At 59.3% G+C, this 25,745-nt stretch carries 17 protein-coding genes and 1 pseudogene; 12 read left to right on the top strand and 6 right to left on the bottom strand.

Going from position 1 to position 25,745, the window contains the following annotated elements; translation table 11 throughout:
- The first annotated feature begins 35 nt into the window (after positions 1–35).
- The 6 genes from HMPREF9166_RS05155 to HMPREF9166_RS05130 all read left to right on the top strand — a co-directional run bounded on the left by HMPREF9166_RS05155 (position 36) and on the right by HMPREF9166_RS05130 (position 11,175).
- On the top strand, positions 36–1,205 hold the full coding sequence (locus tag HMPREF9166_RS05155; RefSeq protein WP_039981067.1) for a galactokinase: 1,170 nt from the start codon (positions 36–38) through the stop codon (positions 1,203–1,205).
- A gap of 18 nt (positions 1,206–1,223) precedes the next feature.
- Positions 1,224–2,213 carry a UDP-glucose 4-epimerase GalE gene (gene galE, locus HMPREF9166_RS05150; RefSeq protein ID WP_009443006.1) on the top strand — a complete coding sequence of 330 codons (990 nt, stop codon included), beginning with the start codon at positions 1,224–1,226 and terminating at the stop codon, positions 2,211–2,213.
- Between the two features lie 12 nt (positions 2,214–2,225).
- Complete coding sequence (locus tag HMPREF9166_RS05145) at positions 2,226–3,734, top strand: UDP-glucose--hexose-1-phosphate uridylyltransferase (RefSeq protein WP_009443004.1); 1,509 nt, start codon at positions 2,226–2,228, stop codon at positions 3,732–3,734.
- Between the two features lie 196 nt (positions 3,735–3,930).
- Entirely contained in the window at positions 3,931–4,980 is a 1,050-nt protein-coding gene (locus tag HMPREF9166_RS05140; protein ID WP_039981066.1) for a LacI family DNA-binding transcriptional regulator, read from the top strand.
- 33 nt (positions 4,981–5,013) lie between these two features.
- Positions 5,014–7,239: an alpha-galactosidase gene (locus HMPREF9166_RS05135; protein ID WP_009443001.1), complete on the top strand. Its 2,226-nt coding sequence runs from the start codon at positions 5,014–5,016 to the stop codon at positions 7,237–7,239.
- 147 nt (positions 7,240–7,386) lie between these two features.
- Complete coding sequence (locus tag HMPREF9166_RS05130; RefSeq protein ID WP_009443000.1) at positions 7,387–11,175, top strand: phosphoribosylformylglycinamidine synthase; 3,789 nt, start codon at positions 7,387–7,389, stop codon at positions 11,173–11,175.
- A 445-nt stretch (positions 11,176–11,620) separates the two neighbouring features.
- On the opposite strand, the gene HMPREF9166_RS05125 is transcribed toward HMPREF9166_RS05130, so the two are convergent.
- The 5 genes from HMPREF9166_RS05125 to nadE all read right to left on the bottom strand — a co-directional run bounded on the left by HMPREF9166_RS05125 (position 11,621) and on the right by nadE (position 17,318).
- Entirely contained in the window at positions 11,621–12,721 is a 1,101-nt protein-coding gene (locus tag HMPREF9166_RS05125) for a metal ABC transporter permease (protein ID WP_009442999.1), read from the bottom strand.
- The gene (locus HMPREF9166_RS05120; RefSeq protein WP_009442998.1) at positions 12,714–13,589 is read right to left on the bottom strand and encodes a metal ABC transporter permease; all 876 of its coding nucleotides are present in this window, start codon (positions 13,587–13,589) and stop codon (positions 12,714–12,716) included. The genes HMPREF9166_RS05125 and HMPREF9166_RS05120 overlap by 8 nt, the downstream gene beginning before the upstream one ends.
- A 3-nt stretch (positions 13,590–13,592) precedes the next feature.
- A complete protein-coding gene (locus tag HMPREF9166_RS05115) occupies positions 13,593–14,315 on the bottom strand; it encodes a metal ABC transporter ATP-binding protein (protein WP_009442997.1) in 723 nt (240 codons plus the stop codon).
- A gap of 247 nt (positions 14,316–14,562) precedes the next feature.
- Complete coding sequence (locus tag HMPREF9166_RS05110) at positions 14,563–15,513, bottom strand: metal ABC transporter solute-binding protein, Zn/Mn family (RefSeq protein ID WP_009442996.1); 951 nt, start codon at positions 15,511–15,513, stop codon at positions 14,563–14,565.
- A 137-nt stretch (positions 15,514–15,650) separates the two neighbouring features.
- The gene (gene nadE / locus HMPREF9166_RS05105) at positions 15,651–17,318 is read right to left on the bottom strand and encodes an NAD(+) synthase (RefSeq protein WP_009442995.1); all 1,668 of its coding nucleotides are present in this window, start codon (positions 17,316–17,318) and stop codon (positions 15,651–15,653) included.
- A gap of 65 nt (positions 17,319–17,383) precedes the next feature.
- Here nadE and ybaK point away from each other — a divergent pair, with 65 nt between their 5' ends.
- Together ybaK and thrC are read left to right on the top strand one after the other, a co-directional pair.
- A complete protein-coding gene (ybaK, locus tag HMPREF9166_RS05100) occupies positions 17,384–17,869 on the top strand; it encodes a Cys-tRNA(Pro) deacylase (protein WP_039981064.1) in 486 nt (161 codons plus the stop codon).
- Positions 17,870–18,103: 234 nt separating this feature from the next.
- On the top strand, positions 18,104–19,597 hold the full coding sequence (gene thrC, locus HMPREF9166_RS05095) for a threonine synthase (RefSeq protein ID WP_009442992.1): 1,494 nt from the start codon (positions 18,104–18,106) through the stop codon (positions 19,595–19,597).
- On the opposite strand, the pseudogene HMPREF9166_RS12910 reads toward thrC, so the two are convergent.
- A pseudogene (locus tag HMPREF9166_RS12910) lies at positions 19,597–19,728 on the bottom strand (secretion protein HlyD); the annotation flags it as partial. The gene thrC and the pseudogene HMPREF9166_RS12910 sit on opposite strands and share 1 nt — an antisense overlap.
- A gap of 162 nt (positions 19,729–19,890) precedes the next feature.
- Between HMPREF9166_RS12910 and pckA the strand changes: the two are divergent.
- The 4 genes from pckA (at position 19,891) to HMPREF9166_RS05075 (ending at position 25,549) form a co-directional block, all read left to right on the top strand.
- The gene (gene pckA / locus HMPREF9166_RS05090; protein WP_039981059.1) at positions 19,891–21,510 is read left to right on the top strand and encodes a phosphoenolpyruvate carboxykinase (ATP); all 1,620 of its coding nucleotides are present in this window, start codon (positions 19,891–19,893) and stop codon (positions 21,508–21,510) included.
- Positions 21,511–21,527: 17 nt separating this feature from the next.
- On the top strand, positions 21,528–23,648 hold the full coding sequence (gene recG, locus HMPREF9166_RS05085; protein WP_009442990.1) for an ATP-dependent DNA helicase RecG: 2,121 nt from the start codon (positions 21,528–21,530) through the stop codon (positions 23,646–23,648).
- A gap of 70 nt (positions 23,649–23,718) precedes the next feature.
- Positions 23,719–24,507: a 4-hydroxy-tetrahydrodipicolinate reductase gene (gene dapB, locus HMPREF9166_RS05080; protein WP_009442989.1), complete on the top strand. Its 789-nt coding sequence runs from the start codon at positions 23,719–23,721 to the stop codon at positions 24,505–24,507.
- Positions 24,508–24,517: 10 nt separating this feature from the next.
- The gene (locus HMPREF9166_RS05075; RefSeq protein WP_009442988.1) at positions 24,518–25,549 is read left to right on the top strand and encodes an aspartate-semialdehyde dehydrogenase; all 1,032 of its coding nucleotides are present in this window, start codon (positions 24,518–24,520) and stop codon (positions 25,547–25,549) included.
- Positions 25,550–25,745 lie beyond the last annotated feature (196 nt).

The following is a 25,745-nucleotide window of genomic DNA, read 5'->3' as shown; positions in this document are numbered from 1 at the left end:
CTTTGGCGAAATGATAATAAATGGAGGACGCTGATATGAAGATATTGGATGAAATGCAGGAAGTCTTTCGGGAGAAATTCGGTGCGGCACAGACGCATGCGTATTTCTCGCCGGGACGCGTGAATCTCATCGGTGAGCACACGGACTACAATGGAGGGCACGTCTTCCCCTGTGCGATCTCCCTCGGGACGTATGCGCTCGTTGCACCGCGCACGGACGGTGTGTCGCGGCTCTACTCGATGAATCTGCCGGAGCAGGGCGTGGTGGAGTTCCCCATGCACGGTGCGGTGAAGACGGATGCCTATGGCTGGGCGAACTACCCCATCGGTGTTGTGCGCATGATGGAGGATGCGGGACACGCAGCGGCGCACGGTTTTGACATTCTGTTCTACGGCAATCTGCCGAACGGTGCGGGACTCTCCTCCTCGGCATCCATCGAGGTGCTGATGGCGGTCATCCTGAACGATGAGCTGAACCTCGGCATTGATATGGTGGAACTGGTGAAGTTCTCGCAGAAGGCAGAGAATGAATTCGTCGGCATGAACTGCGGCATCATGGATCAGTTCGCGGTTGGAATGGGGAAGAAGGATTGTGCAATCCTTCTCGACTGCAATACCCTTGAATATCGTTACAGCAAGCTCGATCTCAAGGGCTGCAGCATTGTCATCACGAATACAAACAAGGCGCACAGCCTTGTCACCTCGGCGTACAACGAGCGTCGGATGCAGAGCGAGGCGGCACTCAAGGCGCTGCAGAAGGTGAAGGCGATCAAGTCACTCGGCGAGCTGACGAATGCGGAGTTCGATGCCATTGCATCGGCAATCCCCGATCCCGTCGAGCGTCGGCGCGCACGCCATGCTGTCTACGAGAACAACCGCACGCTGGAGGCGGTGAAGGCACTCGAGGCGAACGATGTGAAGCGTTTCGGTGAACTGATGAATGCGTCCCACGTCTCCCTGCGTGACGACTACGAGGTGACGGGCCCTGAGCTCGATACACTCGCGGAGCTCGCATGGCAGCAGGACGGCGTCCTCGGCTCGCGCATGACGGGCGGCGGATTTGCAGGATGCACGGTCAGCATCGTGCGCGACGCGGCCATTCCCGCATTTGAGAAGAATGTGGGCGATGCCTATACGGCAAAGATCGGCTATGCACCGAGTTTCTATGTGGCAAATATCGCGGACGGCGCACGCCGTCTCTCATAAGAAAGGGGAAGGATATACATGGCTATTTTGGTCTGCGGCGGCGCAGGATACATCGGCTCTCATGCCGTTCATGCACTGGTGGAAAAGGGCGAGCAGGTCGTGATCGTGGACAATCTCCAGACGGGGCACCGTGGGGCGCTGAACCCTGCGGCCACGTTCTATGAGGGCGATATTCGCGATGCGGCGGTGCTTGATAAGATTTTCACGGAGAACAAGATCGAGGCAGTCATCCATTTTGCGGCGAACTCCCTCGTGGGGGAGAGTGTCGAAAAGCCCCTGCTCTATTTCAACAACAATGTCTACGGGATGCAGGTGCTCCTCGAGGCGATGGTGCGCCATGGCATCGACAAGATTGTCTTTTCCTCGACGGCGGCCGTCTACGGCGAGCCGAAGCGCGTTCCCATTCACGAGGACGACGAGACGCACCCGACGAATCCGTACGGAGAGACAAAGCTCACGATGGAGAAGATGATGAAGTGGGTCAGCCGTGCGAACGGTGTGCGCTATGTCTCCCTGCGCTACTTCAATGCGGCGGGGGCGCTCCCCGACGGCTCGATCGGTGAGGATCACGCGACGGAGACGCATCTCATCCCGCTCATCCTGCAGGTGCCGCTCGGAAAGCGCGACCATATCACGGTCTTTGGCGAGGACTATCCGACGCCCGACGGAACGTGCCTGCGTGACTACATCCACGTGATCGATCTTGCGGATGCACATGTGCGTGCGCTGGACTATCTGCGGCAGGGCGGCGAGAGCAATATCTTCAACCTCGGCAACGGGCAGGGATTCTCGGTCAAGGAGATGATCGCCGCCGCGCAGAAGGCGACGGGACGCTCGATCAAGGTGGAGATCGGTGCACGCCGCGCGGGCGATCCGGCACAGCTGATCGCATCGAGCGAGAAGGCACGCACGGTGCTCGGCTGGAATCCGCAGTTTACAGACGTGGAGCAGGTCATCGGCACGGCGTGGACGTGGCATGAGAAGCATCCGAACGGCTATGGGGACTGAGGGAGGACTGCCATGAGTGACATACAGCGCAGCATCAGCCGTCTCCTGCATTTTGCGCGGCAAAAGGGGCTGATCGCCCCTGACGATGAGGTGTACGCCGCGAACCGCCTGATCGACGTGCTCGGCGTGGAGGAGTATGTGCCGCACGCCGTCGATGAGACGCTCGAGACGGCGACGCCCGTGCTCGAGGAGATGCTTGACGATGCGGCAGCACGCGGCTTGATCGAAAATACGGTGAACGAGCGCGACCTGTTCGATACGCGCATCATGGACTGTGTGATGCCGCGTCCCTCGGAGGTCGTGCGGGAGTTCCGCGCGCATTATGCGGCATCGCCGCAGGAGGCAACGGACTGGTACTACCGTCTGAGCATTGCATCGAACTACATCCGCAAGACGCGCATTGATCGGAACATCGCGTGGAAGACGGCGACGGAGTACGGTGATCTCGATGTGACGATCAACCTCTCGAAGCCCGAGAAGGATCCACGCGACATCGCAAAGGCGAAACTTGCGAAGGCTTCCTCCTATCCGAAATGCCTGCTCTGTCGTGAGAACGAGGGCTATGCAGGACGGGCGAACCATCCTGCGCGCGAGACGCACCGCCTCATTCCGCTCGATCTGTGCGGAGCGTCGTGGTTTCTCCAGTACTCGCCCTATACCTACTACAACGAGCATTGCATCATCCTGAACGGCGACCATGTGCCAATGGTGATTTCGCGCGAGACGTTCGAGAATCTGGCGGCGTTTCTTGAGATCTTCCCGCACTATTTCGCGGGGTCAAATGCAGACCTTCCGATTGTCGGCGGCTCGATCCTCTCGCATGACCACTATCAGGGTGGACGCTATACGTTTGCGATGGAGTGTGCGGCGACGGAGAAGGAGTATGCGTTCAAGAACTATCCGACGGTGCGTGCGGGGCGCGTCAAGTGGCCGATGTCGACCCTGCGGCTCACCTCGCCGGATGCAGATGCGCTCATCGACCTCGCAGAGAAGATCCTCGCGGCATGGCGCGTCTACAGCGATGCGTCGGTGGAGATTCTCGCGGAGACGGACGGCACGCCGCACAATACGATTACCCCGATTGCGCGGCGGCGCGGCGAGGACTTTGAGTTTGATCTCGTGTTCCGCAACAATCGGACGACGGCAGAGCATCCGCTCGGGCTCTTTCACCCGCACGCCGAGGTGCATCACATCAAGAAGGAGAACATCGGCCTGATCGAAGTGCTGGGGCTGGCGATCCTGCCCGCGCGTCTCAAATCGGAGATGGAGCAGATCCGTGCGGAGCTGCTGCGGGGAGCGGCGGACATCGCGGGAATCGCGGACATCGAAAAGCATGCGGACTGGTATCGCTCGGTACGTGCGGCGCATACGACGGTCACGGAGGGAAATGTCGATGGGATTCTGCGCGACGAGATTGGAAAGGTGTTCCTGGAGGTGCTCACGCACGCAGGTGTGTTCAAGCGTGACGCGGCAGGAATGGCGGCGTTCGACCGCTGGATTGAAAGCATAGCGGGCGTGTAGATGTCTGCGTACTCCTCGCAAACACCTCGTTACGCAAACGGTCGTACACTTATCTGCCTAAATACCTGCGGACTTCTTAAACGCGCTTCGCTTGAACGAAAGAAATCCGCAGGGGGCAGAACGTGTACTTCCCCCGTTTGCTTCACTAGGGTTTGCTTAGGAGTATCGCATGACAATGATACAGGGGGAAGAGAGAATGAAGGCGACGATCGTTGATGTGGCGAAGGAGTCGGGCGTGTCTGTCGCGACGGTTTCGCGCGTCGTGAACGGGAACTATCCCGTGCGTGAAAAGACGCGGTTCAAGGTGGAGAACGCCATCAAGAAACTGGAGTATGTACCGAATCTGCAAGCACGCGAGCTGAACACGCAGCGTTCCTCGAGCATCGGCGTCGTCGTACCGGGCTTTGACAATATGTTCTTTGCCGAGGTGCTGGACGGGGTGGAGGAGCATCTGCGGCAGAGTTCCTACTCGCTGCTGCTCGCCTGCGCACAGAACGATCCCCGGCGCGAGGAGGCGTGCGTGCGGGACTTCATCACGCGCAATGTCTCAGGGGTGATCGTCGTCAGCCCGAACACGGAGACGGCAGCGACGGAGTTCTACGAGACGACGGCGGCGCGGCTTCCCATGGTCTTTATCAACAGCGCGCGGGAAATTCCGGGCATATCGCATGTGACGAGCGATCAGCGCGGCGGCGCCCGTGCGGCACTCGAACATCTATTTCGCTACGGGCACGAGCGCATTCTCTTTGTCCGAGGCGAGAACAGCGATTCCTATCGTGTGAAGGAGGACGTCTACCGTGCCGTTATGCAGGAGCGGGGGATGTTCCATGCGGAGGATATCGTCAGCATCGGCGACGGCAATCGCATTGAGACGGTCGAGAACACCATGTTCATCCTCATGGATCAGATGCTTGATTTTGCACCAACAGCGATTTTCTGCTGCAACGACCTCATGGCGATGGGGGCGGTCAACGCCTGTCAGCGTATGGGACGGCGCGTTCCGCAGGACATCTCGGTGATCGGCTATGACAACACGGCGCTCAGCAGGTACACGGCACCGCAGCTCACGACCATCGATCAGCACATGGGCGATCTTGGGCGGGAGGCGGCACGCCTCATGCGGAAGCGGATCGAGGAAGGAACGGCGGAGAATATTGTACGCGCAAACACCGTGGTGGAGCGTGAGACGACGGGGGTTCACGTAGAGGAAGATATGGGGCTGCAGAGGTTCGGCCGCCTTGCATAGCAATTTCATCACACAATCGAAGGGGGGATATACATGAATATCATCTATCATGAGCAGGGCAGAGTCTTTCATCTCTTCAATGATTCGATCAGCTATATCTTCATGGTACTGCCGCACGGCGGGCTCGGGAGCCTTTACTTCGGTGCGGCACTCCGCGACCGCGAGGGCTTTGAGCATCTCTTTGAGCGTGCGCATCGCGGGATGTCGGCGTGTGTCTTTGCGGACAGCCGCGACTACTCGCTCGATGCGATCCGACAGGAGCTGCCGACCTACGGCTCGTCGGATTTTCGCCGTCCTGCGCTGAATGTGCTGCAGGAGAACGGCAGCCGCATTCTCGATCTGCAGTTCAAGGACTGGCGCGTGGAGGACGGCAAGCCGAAGCTTGCGGGGCTGCCCGCCACCTATGTGGAGTCGCCAAGCGAGGCGAAGACACTCATCATCACGCTGGAGGATGTGCCGACGGGGCTGTGCGTGGAGCTCCTCTACACGATCTTTGCCGAGGGGAACGCGATTGCGCGCAGTATGCGCTGCCACAATGCGGGGATGGAGATGCTGCACCTGCAGAAGGTGATGAGTCTCTCGATTGACCTGCCCGATACGGACTATGAGTGGCTGGAGCTGACAGGGGCGTGGGCGCGTGAGCGCCACGTGGAGCGGCGCGCGCTCGCCACGGGCATTACGGCGATTGGCAGCCGCCGCGGACACTCCTCGGGGCAGTACAATCCCTTCGTCGCTCTCGTGCGCCCCGAGACGACGGAGATGCAGGGCGAGGTGCTCGCCGTGAGCCTCGTCTACAGCGGCAACTTCGAGATGCTTGCCGAGGTGGACAACCACGGCGTGACGCGTCTGCAGGCGGGCATTCACAGCACGGATTTTGACTGGATACTCGCCACGGGCGAGACATTCCAGACGCCGGAGGCGGTGCTCGTCTGGTCGGACGAGGGGCTGAACGGCATGAGCCGCACGTATCACCGCCTCTACCAGCGGCGGTTGGCACGCGGCACATGGCGTGACAAGGTACGCCCCATCCTCATCAACAACTGGGAGGCGACCTACTTCGACTTTACGGAGGAGAAGCTGCTCGCGATTGCGGATGTGGCGGCGAAGTGCGGCGTTGAGCTCTTCGTGCTCGATGACGGCTGGTTCGGTGCGCGCACGTCGGATCATGCGGGGCTCGGTGACTGGACGGTAAACCCCGACCGTCTGCCGAACGGGATTGACGGGCTCGCGGAGAAGATTGAGGCGCGCGGCATGAAGTTCGGCATTTGGGTCGAGCTCGAGATGGTCAATGAGGACTCCGATCTCTACCGTGCACATCCCGACTGGGTGCTCTCCGTCCCGGGGCGGAGAAAATCACTCGGACGCTCGCAGTGCGTGCTTGATTTCTCCCGGCAGGATGTCGTCGATAATATCTATGCGCAGATGGCGGCGATTCTCGCGAGCGGCAAGGTCTCCTACGTAAAATGGGATATGAACCGCAGCATTACGGAGTGCTGGTCGCACGCGCTGCCTGCCGCACGGCAGGGCGAGGTGTTCCACCGCTATATTCTCGGACTGTACGATCTCTATGAGCGGCTGACGACGGCGTTCCCGCACGTGCTCTTCGAGTCCTGTGCGTCGGGCGGCAACCGCTTCGACCCCGGGATGCTCTACTACGCGCCGCAGGCATGGACGAGCGACAACTCGGATGCCGTCGAGCGGCAGAAGATCCAGTACGGCACGTCGATGTGCTATCCGCTGAGCAGCATGGGCAGCCACGTCTCGGTCGTGCCGAACCATCAGGTGAACCGCGTGACGCCGCTCCACACGCGTGCGAACACGGCGTACTTTGGTACATTCGGCTACGAGCTTGACCTAGGCAAGCTCAGCGCGGAGGAGCTCGCCGAGGTCAAGGACGAGATCGCCTTTATGAAGAAGTATCGTGAGATCTTCCAGTTTGGCACGTTCTACCGCCTGCAGAGCCCATTCGAGCACAATGTTATGGCGTGGATGTGCGTGAGCGGCGATCAAAAGACGGCGATTGTCGGCTGGTACCGCACGCTGAACCGCGTGAATGACCGCTTTGCGCGCGTGCGCCTTGCGGGACTGTTGCCGGACACCCTCTATGAGGACAGCCGCAGCGGCGCGCGCTGCTACGGTGACGAGCTGATGCACTACGGGCTGATTACGACGGACGGGACGACGGGCGAGCCGCATCCCGAGGACGGCCTGACGACGGACTTTGACTCACGTCTCTATGTGCTGAATGCTGTGGAATAAGACAGATTGACGATAGTGGGGCACTGCATGAAGCAAAAAACTTCGTGCGGTGCCCATTTTCTTGTTGCCGCATGAATCCGTCATTGCAAAATGTGCAGAATTTCGTTAGAATAGAAGTGTAGACCACATGGAAGAAGGGAGATTCTTATGGCCGTCAAGCGAATCTTCGTCGAAAAGCGTCAGGGCTTTTTTGACGTTCCGGCACAACGCCTTTGCAGTGATCTTGTGGAGACGTTCCGTCTGACCGACCTGCGCGCGGTACGCATGATTACGCGCTACGATGTGGAGGGCCTGAGCGACGAGGAGTTCGAGCAGGTTCGCGACATCGTCTTTGCCGATCCACCGGTTGACACCGTCTATGAGGATGCACTGCCCTTTTTCGCCGATGCGAAGATCTTTGCCATCGAGCCGCTGCCGGGGCAGTTCGACCCGACGGCTGCGGCGGCTGCGGAGTGCGTGCAGCTCGTGACGCAGGGGGAGCGTCCCACGGTGCGCACGGCACGCGTTATTGTGCTCATCGGCAGGATCAGCGATCTCATCGTTGAAAAGATCAAGGCATATCTCATCAACCGCGTGGAGAGCCGTGAGGCGTCGCTCGCCACGCCGGCGACGCTCGAGGTGCAGCCTGCGATGCCGGGGGATGTGGAGGTGCTGACGCAGTTCAACGCACTTTCGCGCGAGGAGCTGGCACGTTTTCACGCTGCCCACGGCTTTGCCATGAGCGAGGAGGATCTCGCTTTTGTGCAGGAGTACTTCCGCACGACGGAACGCCGCGCACCGACGATCACGGAGCTGCGCGTCATCGATACGTACTGGTCGGATCACTGCCGTCATACGACGTTTACCACGGCGATCGATGCAGTAACCATCGAGAATGGCTTTTTCTCCCTGCCGATCATGGAGACGTATCAGAAGTACACCGACGACCGCAAGGCGCTCTACACGAATAAAAAGCGCGATATGACGCTGATGGATCTTGCCGTGATCGGGATGAAGGCACTGCGCGCGGAGGGCAAGCTGGACGATCTCGATGTGTCGGAGGAGATCAACGCGTGCAGCATCCATATTACCGTGGATGTCAACGGGAAGAATGAGGACTGGCTCCTCATGTTCAAGAACGAGACGCACAATCACCCGACGGAGATCGAGCCGTTCGGCGGTGCGGCGACCTGTCTTGGCGGTGCGATCCGCGATCCGCTCTCGGGGCGTTCCTATGTCTATCAGGCCATGCGCGTGACCGGAGCAGCCGACCCGCGCACGCCGATAGAGGAGACGCTGCCCGGAAAGCTCCCGCAGAAGAAGATTACGCTTGGTGCTGCCGAGGGCTATAGCTCCTACGGCAACCAGATCGGCCTTGCGACGGGACAGGTGCGCGAAATCTACCACAAGGGCTATCTCGCCAAGCGTATGGAGATCGGCGCGGTCATCGGGGCTGCGCCTGCTGCACAGGTCGTGCGTGAGCGCCCCGTGCCCGGCGATGTCATTATCCTGCTCGGCGGACGCACGGGACGTGACGGCATCGGCGGTGCGACCGGCTCATCGAAGCAGCATACGGAGCAGTCGCTGACGACCTCGGGCGCCGAGGTGCAGAAGGGCAACCCGCCGACGGAGCGAAAGCTGCAGCGACTGTTCCGCAATCCTGAGGTCAGCTGCCTGATCAAGCGATGCAACGACTTCGGTGCAGGCGGGGTCGCCGTGGCCATCGGTGAGCTCGCGGATGGGCTGACGATTGATCTCGATGCCGTTCCGAAGAAATATGAGGGGCTGGACGGTACGGAGCTCGCGATCTCCGAGTCGCAGGAGCGCATGGCGGTCGTGCTCGCTCCGCAGGATGTGCCCGCCTTCCTGCGGCACGCAGATGCAGAGAACCTCGAGGCGACGCGCGTCGCCGTAGTGACGAAGGAACCGCGTCTCGTGATGCAGTGGCGCGGCAAGGACATCGTGCGCATCGCGCGCAGCTTCCTCGCGACGAACGGCGTGCGCCAGCACGTCCGCGTTGCTGTGGCAGCCCCGAACGAGCAGGCGCCGTATCTGCAGCAGGTTCCGCCGCTCGTGCGCAAGGCAGGACGCTCGCTTGAGGCCATGTGGCTTGCGAATCTGCGTGACCTCAATGTGTGCAGTCAGAAGGGGCTCGGTGAGCGGTTCGACGGGACGGTGGGCGCAGCCTCCGTGCTCATGCCGTTCGGTGGAAAGTACCAGCTCACGCCGTCGGAGGCGATGGTTGCGAAGATTCCCGTGCGCCATGGCACAACGAATACGGCATCGGCGATGGCGTTTGGCTTTGATCCTGATCTCTCAACGTGGAGCCCATTCCATGGCGCGGCGTATGCCGTCGTCGAGGCCGTGGCGAAGATTGTCGCTGTCGGCGGCAGAGCGGATCGGGTGCGGCTGACGCTGCAGGAGTACTTTGAGCGGCTCGGCACGGACCCAAATAAGTGGGGCAAGCCCTTTGCGGCGCTCCTCGGCGCGCTGCGTGCCCAGCATGAGCTCGGGATTCCTGCCATCGGCGGCAAGGACTCGATGTCCGGCACGTTCGAGCAGCTGAATGTTCCGCCGACGCTCGTCGCCTTTGCGGTGGCGACAGTGCCTGCAGATGAGGTGCTCTCGCCGGAGTTCAAATACCCCGGCAACCGTGTTATCATGATTCCTGTTCCGCGTGATATGCAGGATCTTCCTATCTTTGAGCGTCTGCGCAAGAACTTTGCGAAGGTGCATGAGCTGATCCACGGGCAGAAGGTGTTCTCCGCGCAGAGCATCGGCCGCGGCGGCGTTGCGGCGGCACTCTCGAAGATGTGTCTCGGCAACAACCTCGGCTTTAAGTTTACGACCTATATTCCGCAGGATGATCTCTTTAAGCCGCTCTATGGAACGATCCTGCTCGAGGTGGCATCTTCGTTCGACCTCAATGCGAACCTTGCGGGCATGGGGGCAGTCGAGATCGGTGTCACACGCGACGTGCCGAGCATCATCACGGATCTCGATACCGTTGTGCTCGCCGATGTCAAGGCAGCGTACACCGAGCCTCTCGAAAAGATCTTCCCGACGACGGTGTCGCACACGCATCGCCAGATCGATCGCCCGACCTTTGCTCCCTATACGAAGGGGAAGCATAAGGGCAGCTCGCTCAAGATTGCAAAACCGCGTGTCTGCATCCCCGTGTTTCCGGGGACGAACTGCGAGTACGATTCGGCGCGCGCATGGGAGCGCGTCGGCGCAAAACCTGAGATCATGGTCGTGCGCAACCTTACGCCACAGGCGGTCGAGGAGACCGTGACGGTGATGGCGGAGACGATCAAGCGCGCGCAGATCCTCATGCTGCCGGGCGGCTTCAGCGGCGGCGATGAACCTGACGGGACGGGCAAGTTCATCGCGGCGATGTTCCGCGCTCCGCAGATTGCCGAGGCGGTGCATCGACTCCTGCACGATCACGATGGTTTGATCCTCGGGATATGCAACGGCTTTCAGGCACTCCTGAAGCTCGGCCTTTTGCCCTACGGCGAGATCACGGATCTCGACGAGAATACGCCGACTCTGACGTACAACAACATCGGGCGGCATGTTTCGCAGACCGTGCGCGTGCGCGTCGCGTCGAATCTCTCGCCGTGGCTCTCGGGGGTCAATGTCGGTGATACGCATACACTGGCGGTGTCCCATGGAGAGGGGCGCTTCTATGCGGATGGACATACGGTGGCAGCACTGCGTGTGCGTGGTCAGATCGCCACACAGTACGTGAACGAGAAGGGCGATCCAACGCTCGATCAGCCGTACAATCCGAATGGCTCTGTCAACGCCATCGAGGGCATTACGAGTCCCGACGGCCGCATCTACGGGCGCATGGCGCATGCCGAGCGCATTGGACCCAATATTGGCATGAATGTCCCCGGCGAGATGAATCAGATGATCTTCGAGTCGGGCGCAGGATATTTTATACGGTAAAAGACGAAAAACATTCCTCTCTCATTTTAGGGAGTACAGATAAAACAGTCCTTCAGATTGGTGTAAATGTTTTGTCCGACAGGGAGGAAAACCAAATGCGGAGTGATGCTCTGCACTAGATTTCCGCCGAAGTGCGGGCAAAGAGATGTACTAAGATGCCGGTGCTGAGTGGATATCCGTGTTTCCTTTTATCCGTTGGACTAGAAAGCGCAGGAAAGCGATTTCCTGCGCTTTTTGCGTATGGATGGTCTCCGGCGGTTCGTCATATCGGCGGCATTGTCTTAGGGAATCACTGATAAAATGAAGCCCGTCAGATTGGCGTAGATTTTTCGTCCGAACAAGGTGGAAAACCGGACGCAGAGTGGTGCTCTGTGGAGGATTTTCCGCCGAAGTACGGGCAAAAAAGATGCGTCAAGATGATGGTGCTGAATTTATCAGTGATTCCTTAGATGAAATATCGTTCGCAGAGCGCCTTGTACGCCGCCGCCCCCGCATCGGTCAGCAGATAGTAGCTGCCCGCGCGATGGAGGAGGTGCTGATCGATCAGCTCGCGGCTGACGCGGCGCACCTTCGACGCATCCCATTTCAGATGATCGCCGATCTCGTTCGCGTGGTTTTCTGCACTCTCAACGCGTTCTGCCGTGTGTCTGCCGATGTGGAGCAGGAAGAGGTCGCGCTGCATCTGCTGCATACTTCTTTTGCGGCGGATGTAAGTCGTGACTGCCCCTTTCGGCCCCATGAGCAGGGCAAGCAGGTAGACAAGCATATTTATGACCGCGCAGAGTCCTGCAATCGAGGCGTTCATATGCACGGCAAGTGCGTAGCCGAGCGCGGAGTTTGCCATGCTGACGAGGAGGGCGAGGAGAAGCGTGTGCGACAGATGCTTTGTAAAGAGCAGAGCCGCCGCACCGGGGGCGATGAAAAACGAGATGACGAGAATCGCACCGACCGCGTCGAATGCCGCGACCGTTGTGAGCGAGGTGAGCGACATAAAGGCGTAGAAGAGGATGCCCGTCGGCACGCCGATGAGCCGTGCGTATTCGCCGTCAAACGCGGAGACCTTGAGCTCCTTGTAGAACACAATAATAAACGCTGCAATCAGGAGGGCGAGCCCGCCCATCTTGAGCGCGGCAGCGGGAATCTCCACGCCGCCGATCCCGACCGTGTTCAGCCCCGCATAGATAACTTCGCCCATGAGCACCATATCGGTATCGAGGTGGGCATTCCCCGCATATTTGCTGATGAGAATGACGGCGAGCGCAAAGAGCAGGGGAAAGATGACACCGATTGCATCGTCGTATTTGACAAGGCGTGTCTTGCCGAGCAGCTCGACGAGGGACACTGTGACAACGCCCATGAGTGCCGCACCGAAGAGCAGCCACGGCGAACCGAGGTCATGCGTTACGAAGAAAGCGAGCACGATGCCGAGCAGGACGGTGTGACTGATTGCGTCTGCCATCATGGAGAGACGGCGCAGGATGAGGAATACGCCGAGCGGTGCGCACGCTGCCGCCGTCAGCAGAAGTACGAGCAGTGCATCATCCATGTGTGCGCCTCCGTTTCAAGACTCTGCCGAGGATGCCCTTTGTTCCGAAAACAATGGAAAAAAAGGCGATCAGCGAGGCGACGAGGATGATGGACGGCCCTGTCGACATGCCCTGTTCGAGCGTGCTGATGTACGTTCCGACGAGTGCGGAGACCGCACCGATGAGGCTGCTCAACAGGAGCACGCGTGCAAAGTTGTTCGACCACTGATTTGCGGCAACGCAGGGGATAATGAGAAAGGAACTGATGAGGATTGCGCCGACCGCCTTGATCCCGATGCCGATGACGGCAATCGTCATGACGAGCAGGAGGAGGTTCAGCAGTCGGCAGGGCAGTCCGACGACCTCGGCATACTCCGCGTCAAAGACGAAGAGTTTCAGCTCCTTGTAAAAGAGCAGCAGGAGCGTCAGCACGAGGGCGGAAACGGCGGCGATCAGCAGGACATCCGCCTCAAGCATGTACGCCGCCTGTCCGAAGATGTACGTCCCGAGCCCCGCCTGTGACGCACCCACGTAGTCTGGATTTCCTTGGATAAAACTCTTGAGTGCCATACCAAGGCCGAAGAAGCCCGAGAGGAAGATTGCGAGGTTTGCATCGAGCCCCAGACGCTTGTCCCTGTGCGCGAGCTGGATGAGCGCGTAGCTTGCCGCACCTGCCAGAATTGCTCCCGCGAGGAGGATGACGGGGCTGCGCGTCGCGAATGCCATGTAGGCAAGGATGATGCCGGGGAAGGTCGAGTGCCCGATTGCATCGCCGATGAGGCTCTGCCCCTTGTAGACGCTGAATGCGCCGACAGGGGCGGCGGCGACGGCGAGGAGAACGCTGCCGAGCGCGACGATCTGAAAGGTGTAGTTCGTCAGAATGTCCATCGCTCACTCCTTCACGCGGTAGGCGCGCGCGAGTGCCGCCTCCTTATCGATGCCTGCGAGATAGCCCGATGCCTTTACCGTGCGGTTCAGCACGACGAGATAGTCGAAATAGGCATCGAGCGTGCTGAGATCGTGGTGGACGGCGATGACGGTGCGCTTTTCTTTTTGTAAATCCATGAACTTGTCCATGATGATGCGTTCCGTCGTCTCGTCAACGCCTGCAAGCGGCTCGTCCATGATGTAGAGCTGTGCGTCCTGTGCGAGTGCGCGTGCGATGAAGACGCGCTGCTTCTGCCCGCCCGACAGCTCCGAGATCTGACGGTCGGCGAAGTCTGCCATCTTCATTTTATCGAGCGCGTCCATCGCCAGAGCGCGATCCTCCTTGCCGGGGCGGCGCACAAGTCCCAGATGCGCATATCGCCCCATGAGCACGACATCGAAGACCGTCGTCGGGAAGTCCCAGTGTACCGAGCCGCGCTGCGGCACATAGGCGATCTGTTTGTGCACGGCAGAGAGCGGCTTTCCCCAGAGCAGCACCGCACCCGAGACGGGCTTAAGGAGCCCGAGGATCCCCTTCAGCAGGGTGGATTTGCCCGCGCCGTTCGGCCCTACGATCGCACAGCGTACGCACTCCGGCACATCGAGGTCGATGTCCCAGAGCACGGGCGTCTCACGGTATGCCATTGTAAGGTCTTCGACGTGGATCACGCTGTTCGTTCCTTCCATTCTGCGCCTCTTCTGTATGGTTTCTTTATACGTACGAACTCCACGCAAACGCCTCGTTACGCAAGCGGTCGTGTGCTCGTCCGCCTAAATACCTGCGGACTTCTTAAACGCGCTGCGCTTGAACGAAAGAAATCCGCAGGGGGCGGGTCGCACACTCGCTTCCGCTTGCTCCACTAGGGTTTGCTTAGGAGTGTCGTATGGTTACGTTTCCGTTTGTTCATAACATCTGACAGCGAACATTTTTCTGCTACTTCAAATGTGAAACAATCAGATCGATGTTGCTGCGGTACATCGTGATATAGGTGTCGCCCTTCTGTCCCTCGGGTGCAAGCGAGTCGGAGAAGAGTTCATTGCCCTCGCCGCCGACGATCTCCACGTCGAAGCCCTTCGTCCTGCAGACCTCCTGCAGCTTCTTCATGCGCTCGGGGTTCGTCGTACTCTCGGCGAATACCGCCTTGACCTTGTGCTCGACAATGTAATTTGCCGTCTTCTCGATGTCGGCATTCGCGACCTCGGAGTCCGTGCTGACCCCCTGCGGCGCGATGACATTCACGTGGTAGCGGTGGGAGAAGTAGTTGAACGCATCGTGCGGCGTGACGAGGTTGCGCTGCCCCTCGGGAATCTGTGCGATCTTCTGTGTGATCTCGGCATCAAGCGCGTCGAGGTCTGCAAGATACTTCTTCAAATTCTCCTGAATTTCCTTCTCGTGTGCCGGAACGAGCTTAATGAGTTCGGCTGCCGCCGCTTCCGTTGCCTGCTTGTAGAGCGCGACATCGAACCAGAAATGCGGATCGACGATCTTCTTGCCGTCCTCCTCCATGTAGTTGATGTTCGCGTCCGCAAAGTTCTTCGTGACCGCGACGCCTTTCTTCTCAAGCACCTCTGCCATCTTGCCCTCGAAGTGCAGGCCGTGGTAGAGGAGGAGATCCGCCTTCTTGATCTTCTCAAGGTCGGTGGGCTGCGCGACGTAGAGATGCGGATCCTCACCTGCGGGGATAATCAGCTCGATGTTCACATAGTCGCCCGCGAGCTGCTTTGTCATATCCTGTAAAAATGAGGTTGTGACCGTCACGGTTTTCTTCGTGTCGGCTGCCTTGTCGCCGCCTGTGCCTCCTCCGCCGCAGCCGACGGCGACCAGTGCCATCATGGCGAGTGCGAGGGTGAGCAGGAATCGTGGGAATAATTTTTTTGCGTGCATATTTGCACCATCCTTTCATTTGTATTGAGAATAGCACAAAAATTGAATCTTGTAAATGAGAAAATTTCTCAATTCAAAATTGTTTTATGAAAAAACGCCCCGTGAAAATTCACAGGGGCGATAAGATCCGTTTTGTTTTATTTCTGGAGCAGTTTCTCTTTGAGTGCGCGGTAGCGAATCGTCTCGTACGCGCCAATCTGGGACTCGGGATGGTCACTGCCGTAGGCACGCCCGCTGACGGACAGCAGCGGCGGTGACTGGATGCGCTTTGCGACTGCCATGCCCGTATAGAGCCTCCACCAGCGTTCGAGGTCGGCGATGAAGTCCTCTGCCGTGGGGAAGTAGGTCTTGACGAGTCCCTTTTCGCAGCCAATATAGGCCTCGAGGTCGTCGTCCGCATAGTGTGTGAGGATGTCCTCGGGATTCCGATCCGCCTCGACGAAGGCACGGAAGAGGTAGTCGTGATACGGATAGTGGATGGGGTCGCCCTTGCCTTCGTCCACGTTTTGCGCGTCGGAGAGCTCCGCACTCGGCACGATGTCGATGATGCTCTGTGGGATGGTCTCGCGTCCGTAGACGTGTTCGTTCAGGTAGCGTGCGAGGTCATAGACCTGATATTTCCAGAGATCGGCGAGCGCACAGAGGAAGCCCGCGAGGTCACCGTAGAGGGTCGCATAGCCGACGGTGGTCTCCGCCTTGTTCCCGTTGCAGGTAAAGCCGGCGCCCCATGCGGCGGCGATCGTCCCGAGGACACGACCGCTGCGGTTGCGTGCCTGCATATTCTCACGGACGAAGGAGGAGATCGTCAGATGTTCACCGGGAGCCGCAGCTGCCCCCTCGATGGGGATCTCGCTGAGCTGTTTTGCCGTGTATGAGATGCTCTCCTCGATGGGAACGATCATGTGGCGACAGCCAAGATTCTTTGCGAGCTGGGCGGCAAGCCCTTTCGTCGTCGCGGAGTTGAACTTGCTCGGCATGTTGACAAGCAGGACGTTCTCCGCGCCGATGGCATCGACGTAGAGTGCGGCGGAAACAGCGGAGTCGATGCCGCCTGAGATACCAATGACGACGCGCTTCATGTAGATGCGCGCGAGGAATTTCCGTACGGCGTAGCGGAGCGTGCGGTAGATGGGCGCGATGGCAGGCTCTGCGGGTCTGTCGGCAGGGGCGGGGAGTACTGCCGTGTCGACGATGGTCACGCCGTCCTTGTAGGCGGGCGTGATGAGGGCACGCGCACCGTCCGCGCGGAATGCCTGTGCACTGCCCGCAAAGGTGTAGACGGTCTTGCCCTTGTCCTGAAGGCCGAGCGTGTTGACGTAGAGGAGCACAGCACGCTGTTCCTGTGCCGTCTTGGCGAGGGTGCGTGCCTCAAAGCAGAGCGGGAAGGGACTGGCGTCGGCGGCGAGGATCACATGCTCTCCCGGCAGCTCATAGAGGAGCGGGGAGAAACGCGTGCCCGCACCGTGGAGCGGACGGCGTGCAACCTCGCGCAGGACGCCGTCGCGTGCGTGCAGGAGGGTGCGCGAGAGCCCGCAGCAGCCCTCTCCGCCAGCAGCGACATTGCCGAAAATGACGGTGATGCCGTCCGCTGCAGCGGCGATCTCCTCGGCGTAGGCCGTGCAGTCACGCACGAAGGACGGCTGCTTCCATACACTGCCGAGAAAGAGGCCTGAGAGGCTGAGCGCAGGGAAGAGGGCGAGCTCAGCGTGTGCGTCCTTCGCCTCACGGATGCGTTCCGCCATGGCCACGGCGTTGAGATCCGGGCGACCGGGGATAATCTCCATTGAGATCAGTGCAATTTTCATTGGATTCTTCCTTTCAAATTGATTTTTCTTCCCCCACAATGGTATAATCAGACACGGTGAGTGAAATGGCAAAAAAGAAAGTACAAAAGACGAATGCGGCACGGATTCTGGACAGGCTCGGCATCGACTATGACCTGCTGACCTATCCCGTCGATGAGAACGATCTCTCGGCGAATCACGTCGCGGAGGTGACAGGCATCCCGCCCGAGCGCATCTATAAGACGCTCGTGGTGCGCGGTGACCGCATGGGCGTGTTCATGGCGGTCATCCCGGGCGCGGGGGAGCTTGACCTGAAGGCTGCCGCCGCCGCAAGCGGCAACAAGCGCGCGGAGATGGTGCATCTGAAGGAAGTCTTTGACCTCACGGGCTACGTGCGCGGCGGATGTTCTCCGCTCGGCGCGAAGAAAAGCTATCCCGTCTACTGCGATGACAGCATGATGCAGCAGGAGCGCATTTGTGTGAGCGCGGGGCGGCGTGGCGAGCAGCTCTCGCTCCTGCCCGCCGATCTCATTCGTGCGGCCGAGGCACAGACGGCACATCTCGCACGCTAAGGAATCACTGATAAAATGAGGTCTGCCAGATTGGCGTAGATTTTTTCGTCCGAACGAGGTGGAAAACCGGACGCAGAGTGGTGCTCTGTGGAGGATTTTCCGCCGAAGTGCGGGCAAAAAAGATGCGTCAAGATGGTTGTACCGAATTTATCAGTGCTTCCCTAAGCACGACAACATCGCCCAAAACACGAATCATAGTATAGCACAGATGCAGGGCAATGCCCAAATGAAAGGATGTATACAATGGATTACTTCAGCACGCGCGGAGGCGCGGAGCGTGTTTCCTCTGCTGCGGCGATTCTCAAGGGGCTTGCCTCGGACGGCGGGCTGTTTGTGCCTGCGTCATTCCCGCAGATGCCGCTTTCCGCCATCGAGGAACTGGCGAGCCTCTCATACGAGGAGCGTGCCGTACACATCCTGCGCCTTTTTTTGACAGACTATACGGAGGAGGAAATCGAGGGCTGCGTGCGCCGCGCCTATGGGCAGACGTTTGACGATGTGCGCCGTGCCCCTGTGACGTCGGTCGGTGATCTCGAGGTGCTCGAACTCTGGCATGGCCCGACGAGCGCCTTCAAGGACATGGCACTCCAGCTTCTCCCGCAGCTGATGAGCATGGCGCGCGTGAAACAGGGAGAGAAGGACACGATTCTCATCCTTGTCGCCACCTCGGGCGATACGGGCAAGGCGGCACTCGAAGGTTTTGCTGATGCCGAGGGAATCCGCATCATGGTGTTCTACCCCGACGGCGGCGTCAGCCCCATCCAGCGACTTCAGATGGTGACGCAGGCGGGAGACAATGTCCGCGTCATGGCCGTGCGCGGCAACTTTGACGATGCCCAGCGCGGCGTGAAGGAGATCTTCGGCGATGCGGCGATGGCAGCGGAGCTCGCCGCCGCCCATACCAAGCTCTCCTCAGCGAATTCTATCAACTGGGGGCGGCTCGTGCCGCAGATCGTCTACTACTTTAGCGCCTACGCCGATCTCCTCGCGGCGCAGAAGATTCAGGCAGGCGACGCTGTGAACTTCACCGTGCCGACGGGGAACTTCGGCAACATCCTCGCAGGTTACTATGCAAAGCGCATGGGACTGCCCGTGGGCAAACTCGTCTGTGCATCAAACGAGAACAATGTGCTCACGGATTTCCTGCGTCGCGGCATCTATGATCGCCGCCGCCCCTTCCATCAGACGATGTCGCCGTCTATGGACATCCTCATATCGAGCAATCTCGAGCGCCTGCTCTATCATCTGACAGAGGACACGGCGCAGGTCGCCGCGTGGATAAGGTCGCTCGCGGAGGAGAGCGTGTACGACGCGAGCATGATTCTTCCTGCGCTTCACGAGAATTTCTGGGCGGGATTTGCAGACGATGGAGAGACGACAGAGGAGATACGTCAGGTCTACGAGCATACGCGGTATACACTTGACCCGCACACAGCGGTTGCCTATCGTACGGCAGAGAGCTATCGCCGTGAGACGGGCGATCTGCGCCCGATGATCGTGCTCTCCACCGCAAGCCCATATAAATTCGGCACGAGTGTCCTGCATGCGATCGGTGTGGATGTAGAGACACGGGATGACTTCGCTCAGATGGAGTGCCTGCATGAGCGCAGCGGTATGCCGATTCCGCCGCGCCTTGCCGCACTGCGTACGGCACCTGTCCGTCATGAGGAGGTCTGCGAAAAGGACGGGATGCGCGACACCGTGCTGGACTTTGCACGTAGAGTTTGAGGAAGCACTGATAAACTCAGCACCGCCGTCTTAGTATATCTTTTTCGCCCTGTCTGTGCCCTAGAATCCTCCACATAGCTTTGGCTATGCGTCCGGTTTGTCTTCTTGACAGGACAAAAAATCTGCACCAATCCAAGGGACTGTTTTATCAGCGATTCCTTGAATCGCGGAATTTTTTCACAATAAAAGAGGGTTTTTCGTATTTATGTAGAATTGTGACAGAGTGTGAGATGAGAGAAAAAATCACTCATCCCGCATCCATGACGCCAATCTTTTGGAAGGAAGAGGTAACTATGGCAACAATTGATCTGACACAATATGGTATCACGGGGACGACGGAGATTGTCCACAATCCAGACTACGATCAACTGTTCCGCGAGGAACTGCGCCCTGATCTCGAGGGCTATGAGCGCGGACAGGTCACGAATATGAAGGATGCCGTCAACGTCATGACGGGCATCTATACGGGACGTTCGCCGAAGGACAAATACATCGTGGATGACGAGACATCGCACGATACAGTGTGGTGGACATCCGACGCCTACAAGAACGACAACCATCGCGCCTCACAGAAAGCGTGGAACTCTGTTCGTGAAATTGCCATCCGCGAACTCTGCAACAAGCGCCTTTTCGTTGTTGATGCGTTCTGTGGTGCCAACGAAAATACCCGCATGGCCGTCCGCTTCATCGTCGAAGTGCCTTGGCAGGCGCATTTCGTGACGAATATGTTCATTCGTCCGACGGCAGAGGAGCTCGAGAACTTCAAGCCCGATTTCGTGGTCTACAATGCGGCAAAGGCGCGCGTCATGCACTTCGGCGATCTTGGCCTGAACTCCGAGACGGCGGTCATGTTCAACCTCACGAGCCGTGAGCAGATCATCGTCAATACGTGGTATGGCGGCGAGATGAAAAAGGGTATGTTCTCGATGATGAACTACTATCTCCCGCTGAAGGGCATCGCCTCCATGCACTGCTCGGCAAATACGGATATGAATGGCGAGAATACGACGCTGTTCTTCGGCCTCTCCGGTACAGGCAAGACGACGCTCTCGACGGATCCCGAGTGCCTGCTGATTGGCGATGATGAGCATGGCTGGGATGATGAGGGAATCTTCAACTATGAGGGCGGCTGCTATGCAAAGGTCATCAACCTTGATCCCAAGGCAGAGCCGGACATCTACAACGCCATCCGCCGCAACGCTCTTCTTGAGAATGTGACGGTTGATCTCGCTGGACATGTGGACTTTGCGGATAAGACCGTGACCGAGAATACGCGCGTCTCCTATCCGATTGATCACATCGAGCACATCGTGCTGGGCAAGGTCGCGAAGAAGTCAGCGGGTCCTCATGCAAAGCACGTCATCTTCCTCTCTGCCGACGCATTCGGCGTGCTGCCGCCCGTCTCGATCCTGACGCCGGAGCAGACGAAGTACTACTTCCTCTCGGGCTTCACGTCGAAACTCGCGGGCACGGAGCGCGGCATCACCGAGCCGACCCCGACGTTCTCCGCGTGCTTTGGACAGGCGTTCCTCGAACTCCATCCGGCAAAGTATGCACATGAGCTCGTCCGCAAGATGCAGGAGCACGGCTCGTGTGCTTACCTCGTCAATACGGGGTGGAACGGTACGGGCAAGCGCATCTCCATTCAGGATACGCGCGGCATCATCCACGCAATCCAGAACGGTGCGATTGACAGTGCGCCGACGAAGAAGCTCCCGTACTTCGACTTCGAGATCCCGACGGAGCTGCCGGGCGTCGATCCGAAGATTCTCGACCCGCGCGACACCTATGCAAGCCGCGTGGAGTGGGATGAGAAGGCAAAGGATCTGGCCGCACGCTTCATCAAGAACTTTGGTAAGTATGCAGGCAACGAGGACGCAGATGCGCTTGTCGCCGCAGGCCCTCAGCTCTGATGATTTCTTAGATATAAATGGAGGCTGCCGCAGAAATGCGGCAGCCTTTTTTGAAAGAATGGAGGAAGCGCGTGAATCTGACGGACAGTGTGAATGCCGTGCGCGGCGTCGGCGTCAAGAAGGCGGCTCTCTTGGCGCGGCTCGGCGTACGGACGGTGTACGACCTCCTGACGTTCTATCCGCGTGCCTATGAGGATCAGAGCCGCATCACGCGCATCATGGATCTCGCGGCAGGGACGCGCGCGACCGTGCACGGCGTGATTCAGCAGGTGGTGGAGCGGCAGACGCGGCGACGCGGCTTTACCGTCCTTACGGCCCTCGTTGGTGATGGGACAGGGTATGCGCAGGCGGTCTGGTTCAATCAGCGCTTTTTGAAAGGTAAGCTGCGCGCAGGACAGCGCATTCTCCTCACGGGGAAGGTGGATTATGCCTATGGCGGAGGCGGGCAGATGGCATTCTCGCCCGTCACATCCTTTGCTTTGCTCGGATCGCAGGAGGACGCCACGGCGCATCTCGGTATTCTGCCGGTCTATGCGGCGACGGAGGGTCTGACCCAGAAACAGCTGCGGCAGATGACGGCGGATGTGCTCGCACATGCGGGCGAGGCGCTGATGGAGACTCTGCCGGAGCAGATTCGGGCGGAGTATCATCTGATTGGGCGCGCAGCGGCATTTCGTCAGATTCACTTTCCAAAGGATACGGAGGAGCTCGCAGCGGCACGGCGGCGGCTCGCCTTTGAGGAGCTCTACCTCATCCAGTGCGGGCTGCTCGCGCTCAAAAAGCAGACGGCGGAGCACGAGGAGGGGATTGCCCACCGGGCGAACGGTGCGCTCATTGCGCGTGTACGCGATGCGCTTCCCTTTGCCCTGACCGAGGATCAGGAGAAGGTCTGGGCGGAGATCTCGCGCGATATGGAGGCTCCGCTGCCCATGCGCCGCCTCGTACAGGGGGACGTTGGCTCGGGCAAGACGGCGATTGCGCTCCTTGCCCTCGTCAAGACAGTGGAGAGCGGCTGTCAGGGCGCGCTGATGGCACCAACGGAGATTCTTGCGCGCCAGCACTATGACGGCCTGCGGGAGCTCCTGACGCCGCTCGGCATCCGCGTGGGCTTCCTCTCGGGGCGGCTCACAAAGAAGGAGCATACGGAGGTGCTGTCCGCTCTCGCCGCACATGAGATCGACATCATCATCGGAACGCACGCGCTGATTCAGGAAGGGGTGGCGTTTGACAGCCTCGGACTCGTGGTGACGGATGAGCAGCATCGTTTCGGCGTGGCACAGCGCTCCGCGCTCGAAAAAAAGAGCGGCGTCGTGCCCGATGTCCTCGTCATGACGGCGACGCCAATCCCGCGTACGATGACGCTGACGGTCTACGGCGATCTGGATGTCTCGCGCATCGAGCATCTGCCGCCGGGACGACAGCCCATCCGTACATTCCTGCGCGATGAGACGGCGCGGGCGAAGATCTACGCCTTCGTCCGCCGCGAGATCGAGCGTGGGCGGCAGGCGTATGTCGTCTGTCCCCTCATCGAGGCAAACGAGGAGAGCGATCTGCCGTCGGCAGAGGAGGTTTACGCGGAACTCTCACGCGGCTCTTTTTGCGGCATCCGCTGCGGGCTTGTCCATGGACGCCTGAAGGCAGCAGATAAGGAGGCGGTGATGCGCGGCTTTTACGCAGGGGAGATCAAGCTGCTCGTGGCGACGACCGTGATCGAGGTGGGCGTTAATGTGCCGAACGCGACGGTTCTCGTGGTCGAGCACGCGGAGCGGTTCGGGCTGGCACAGCTGCATCAGCTGCGTGGCCGTGTGGGGCGCGGCAGTGATGCGTCCTACTGCATCCTCATTGCGGGGCGGCAGGTAGCAGGGGCGGAGCGGCTGCGCGTGATTGAGGAGACGAGCGACGGCTTTCGTCTGGCGGAGGAGGATCTGCGGCTGCGTGGCCCGGGGCAGTTCTTCGGGGCGATGCAGCATGGGCTGGGCGATTTGAAGATCGCCGACGTGCTCGCTGACATGGATTTGCTTCTCCTCGCGCGGCGTGCGGCACTTGCAACTGTCGATGATCCTGCGGCACTCGATTTTGTCCGGCCGGCACTCCTGCAGCAGTATCGAGAGCAGTTTGAGCATATACGGGAGGTATGAGTGTATTCCTTGACAGCGGTGGATTCTCTGCGATAGAATAGGACAGATGATAACATAGGAGGGGATTGCCTTGACAAATGTTTTGGTCAATGGTGCCTGCGGACGCATGGGACGCGCAGTGCTGAAAGCCGTGATCGAGGATCCGGAGCTGACGCTTGTCGGTGCGGTGGATGTCTCTGAGGGAGCAGACAGTGGGGAACTTGCAGGGCTGACGAAGAACGGCGTGCTCGTGGAGACCGACCTCGCGGCAGCACTCGACCGCCTGCATCCGGACGTGATGATCGACTTCACACGCCCCGATGTCGTCTATCAGAATGTGCTGCTGGCACTCACGCATAAAGTGTCACCCGTGGTTGGGACGACGGGCATCTCGGAGGAGCAGCAGCGGGAGATCAAGGCAGCGGCAGAGAAGAATGATACGCCGGCGTTTATCGCACCGAACTTTGCCATCGGCGCGGTGCTGATGATGCTGATGAGCCGCATGGCGGCGAAATACATGCCCGAGGTGGAGATCATCGAACTGCACCACGACAACAAGCTCGATGCACCCTCAGGCACAGCCGTGCGGACGGCGGAGATGATCGCCGAGGTGCGCGAGGCGCATGAGCAGGGGCATCCTTGCGAGAAGGAGACGCTCGACGGTGCGCGCGGCGCGGACTTTGAGGGCATGCACATCCACAGCGTACGCCTGCCGGGCTATGTCGCACATCAGGAGGTCATCTTCGGCGGGCTCGGGCAGACCCTCACGATCCGCCACGACTCGATCAACCGTGAGTCGTTCATGCCGGGCGTCGTGCTCGCCGCGAAGAAGGTGCGCTCACTCACGTCGCTCACGGTCGGATTGGATAAGCTGCTGTAAGGGGAAGAATATGAAGAAATATCGTGTCGCAATACTCGGCGCAACGGGCGCGGTCGGACAGGAATTCCTGACACTCATCGAGGAGCGAAAGTTCCCGTTCTCGGAGCTGCGGCTGCTCGCGTCCAGCCGCTCCGCAGGGAAGAAAATCGCGTTTATGGGCAAGGAGTACACGGTGCAGGAGACGACGCCGGACTCCTTTGAGGGAATTGACATCGCGCTCTTTGCGGGCGGTGCGGCAAGCAAGGAGTTTGCTCCCCACGCCGTCAAGGCAGGGGCGATCGTCATCGACAACTCGAGTGCCTTCCGCATGGACCCGGAGGTGCCGCTCGTCGTTCCCGAGGTCAACCCCGAGGCCATCGAGGCGCATAAAGGCATCATCGCGAACCCGAACTGCTCGACCATCATCATGGTCATGGGGCTGAAGCCGCTCTACGATATCGCGAAGATCCGCCGCATCGTCGTGTCGACCTATCAGGCGGTCTCCGGTGCGGGCAAGGAGGGCATGGCGGAGCTCGAGGAGCAGGTGGCAGCCCTCGCCTCCGGCAAAGAGCCCGTGGCAAAGGTTCTGCCCGTCGGCAAACTGCCGAAGCATTATCAGATCGCGTTCAACCTCATCCCGCAGATCGACGTCTTCAAGGACAACCTCTACACCAAAGAGGAAATGAAGATGATCGACGAGACAAAGAAGATCATGAGCGACGACCGTATGCGCATCACGGCGACGACGGTGCGCGTACCCGTCTACCGCAGCCACGCCGAGTCCGTCAACGTCGAGTTTGAGGACAAGGTGACGCTTGAGGCGGCGCGTGCGGCGATTGCGGCGTTTCCGGGCATCATCCTGCGCGACAACCCCGCAGAGCAGGAGTATCCGATGCCGCTCTTCACCTCGAACAAGTATGATGTGGAGATCGGCCGTCTGCGTTACGATGAGTCGCAGGAGAATACGCTGAATTTCTGGATCTGCGGCGACCAGATCCGCAAGGGCGCGGCACTCAATGCACTCCAGATCGCAGAGTACATGATCGCACACGATCTCGTTTGAACGACAGCATAAAAAGGACTTGCTTCCAGTAGGAGGTAAGTCCTTTTTTATGTTTGTCTCATCTCCGAGAAATGGAAAGAAAGTCTTGTATATTAGGGCTTACAGAAGATTTCATCCATTGTATACCAAGAAAACCGAATGTGTGTTTTCTTGAAAAAAAAGCTCGTTTTTGCTATAACTGTAGATAAAAGTGGTG

The organism is Selenomonas sp. oral taxon 149 str. 67H29BP, from assembly GCF_000146365.1.
Classification (GTDB): Bacteria; Bacillota; Negativicutes; order Selenomonadales; family Selenomonadaceae; genus Centipeda; species Centipeda felix.
Note: the sequence above shows the minus strand (reverse complement) of the source record. Positions and strands in the feature narration are given on the sequence as shown.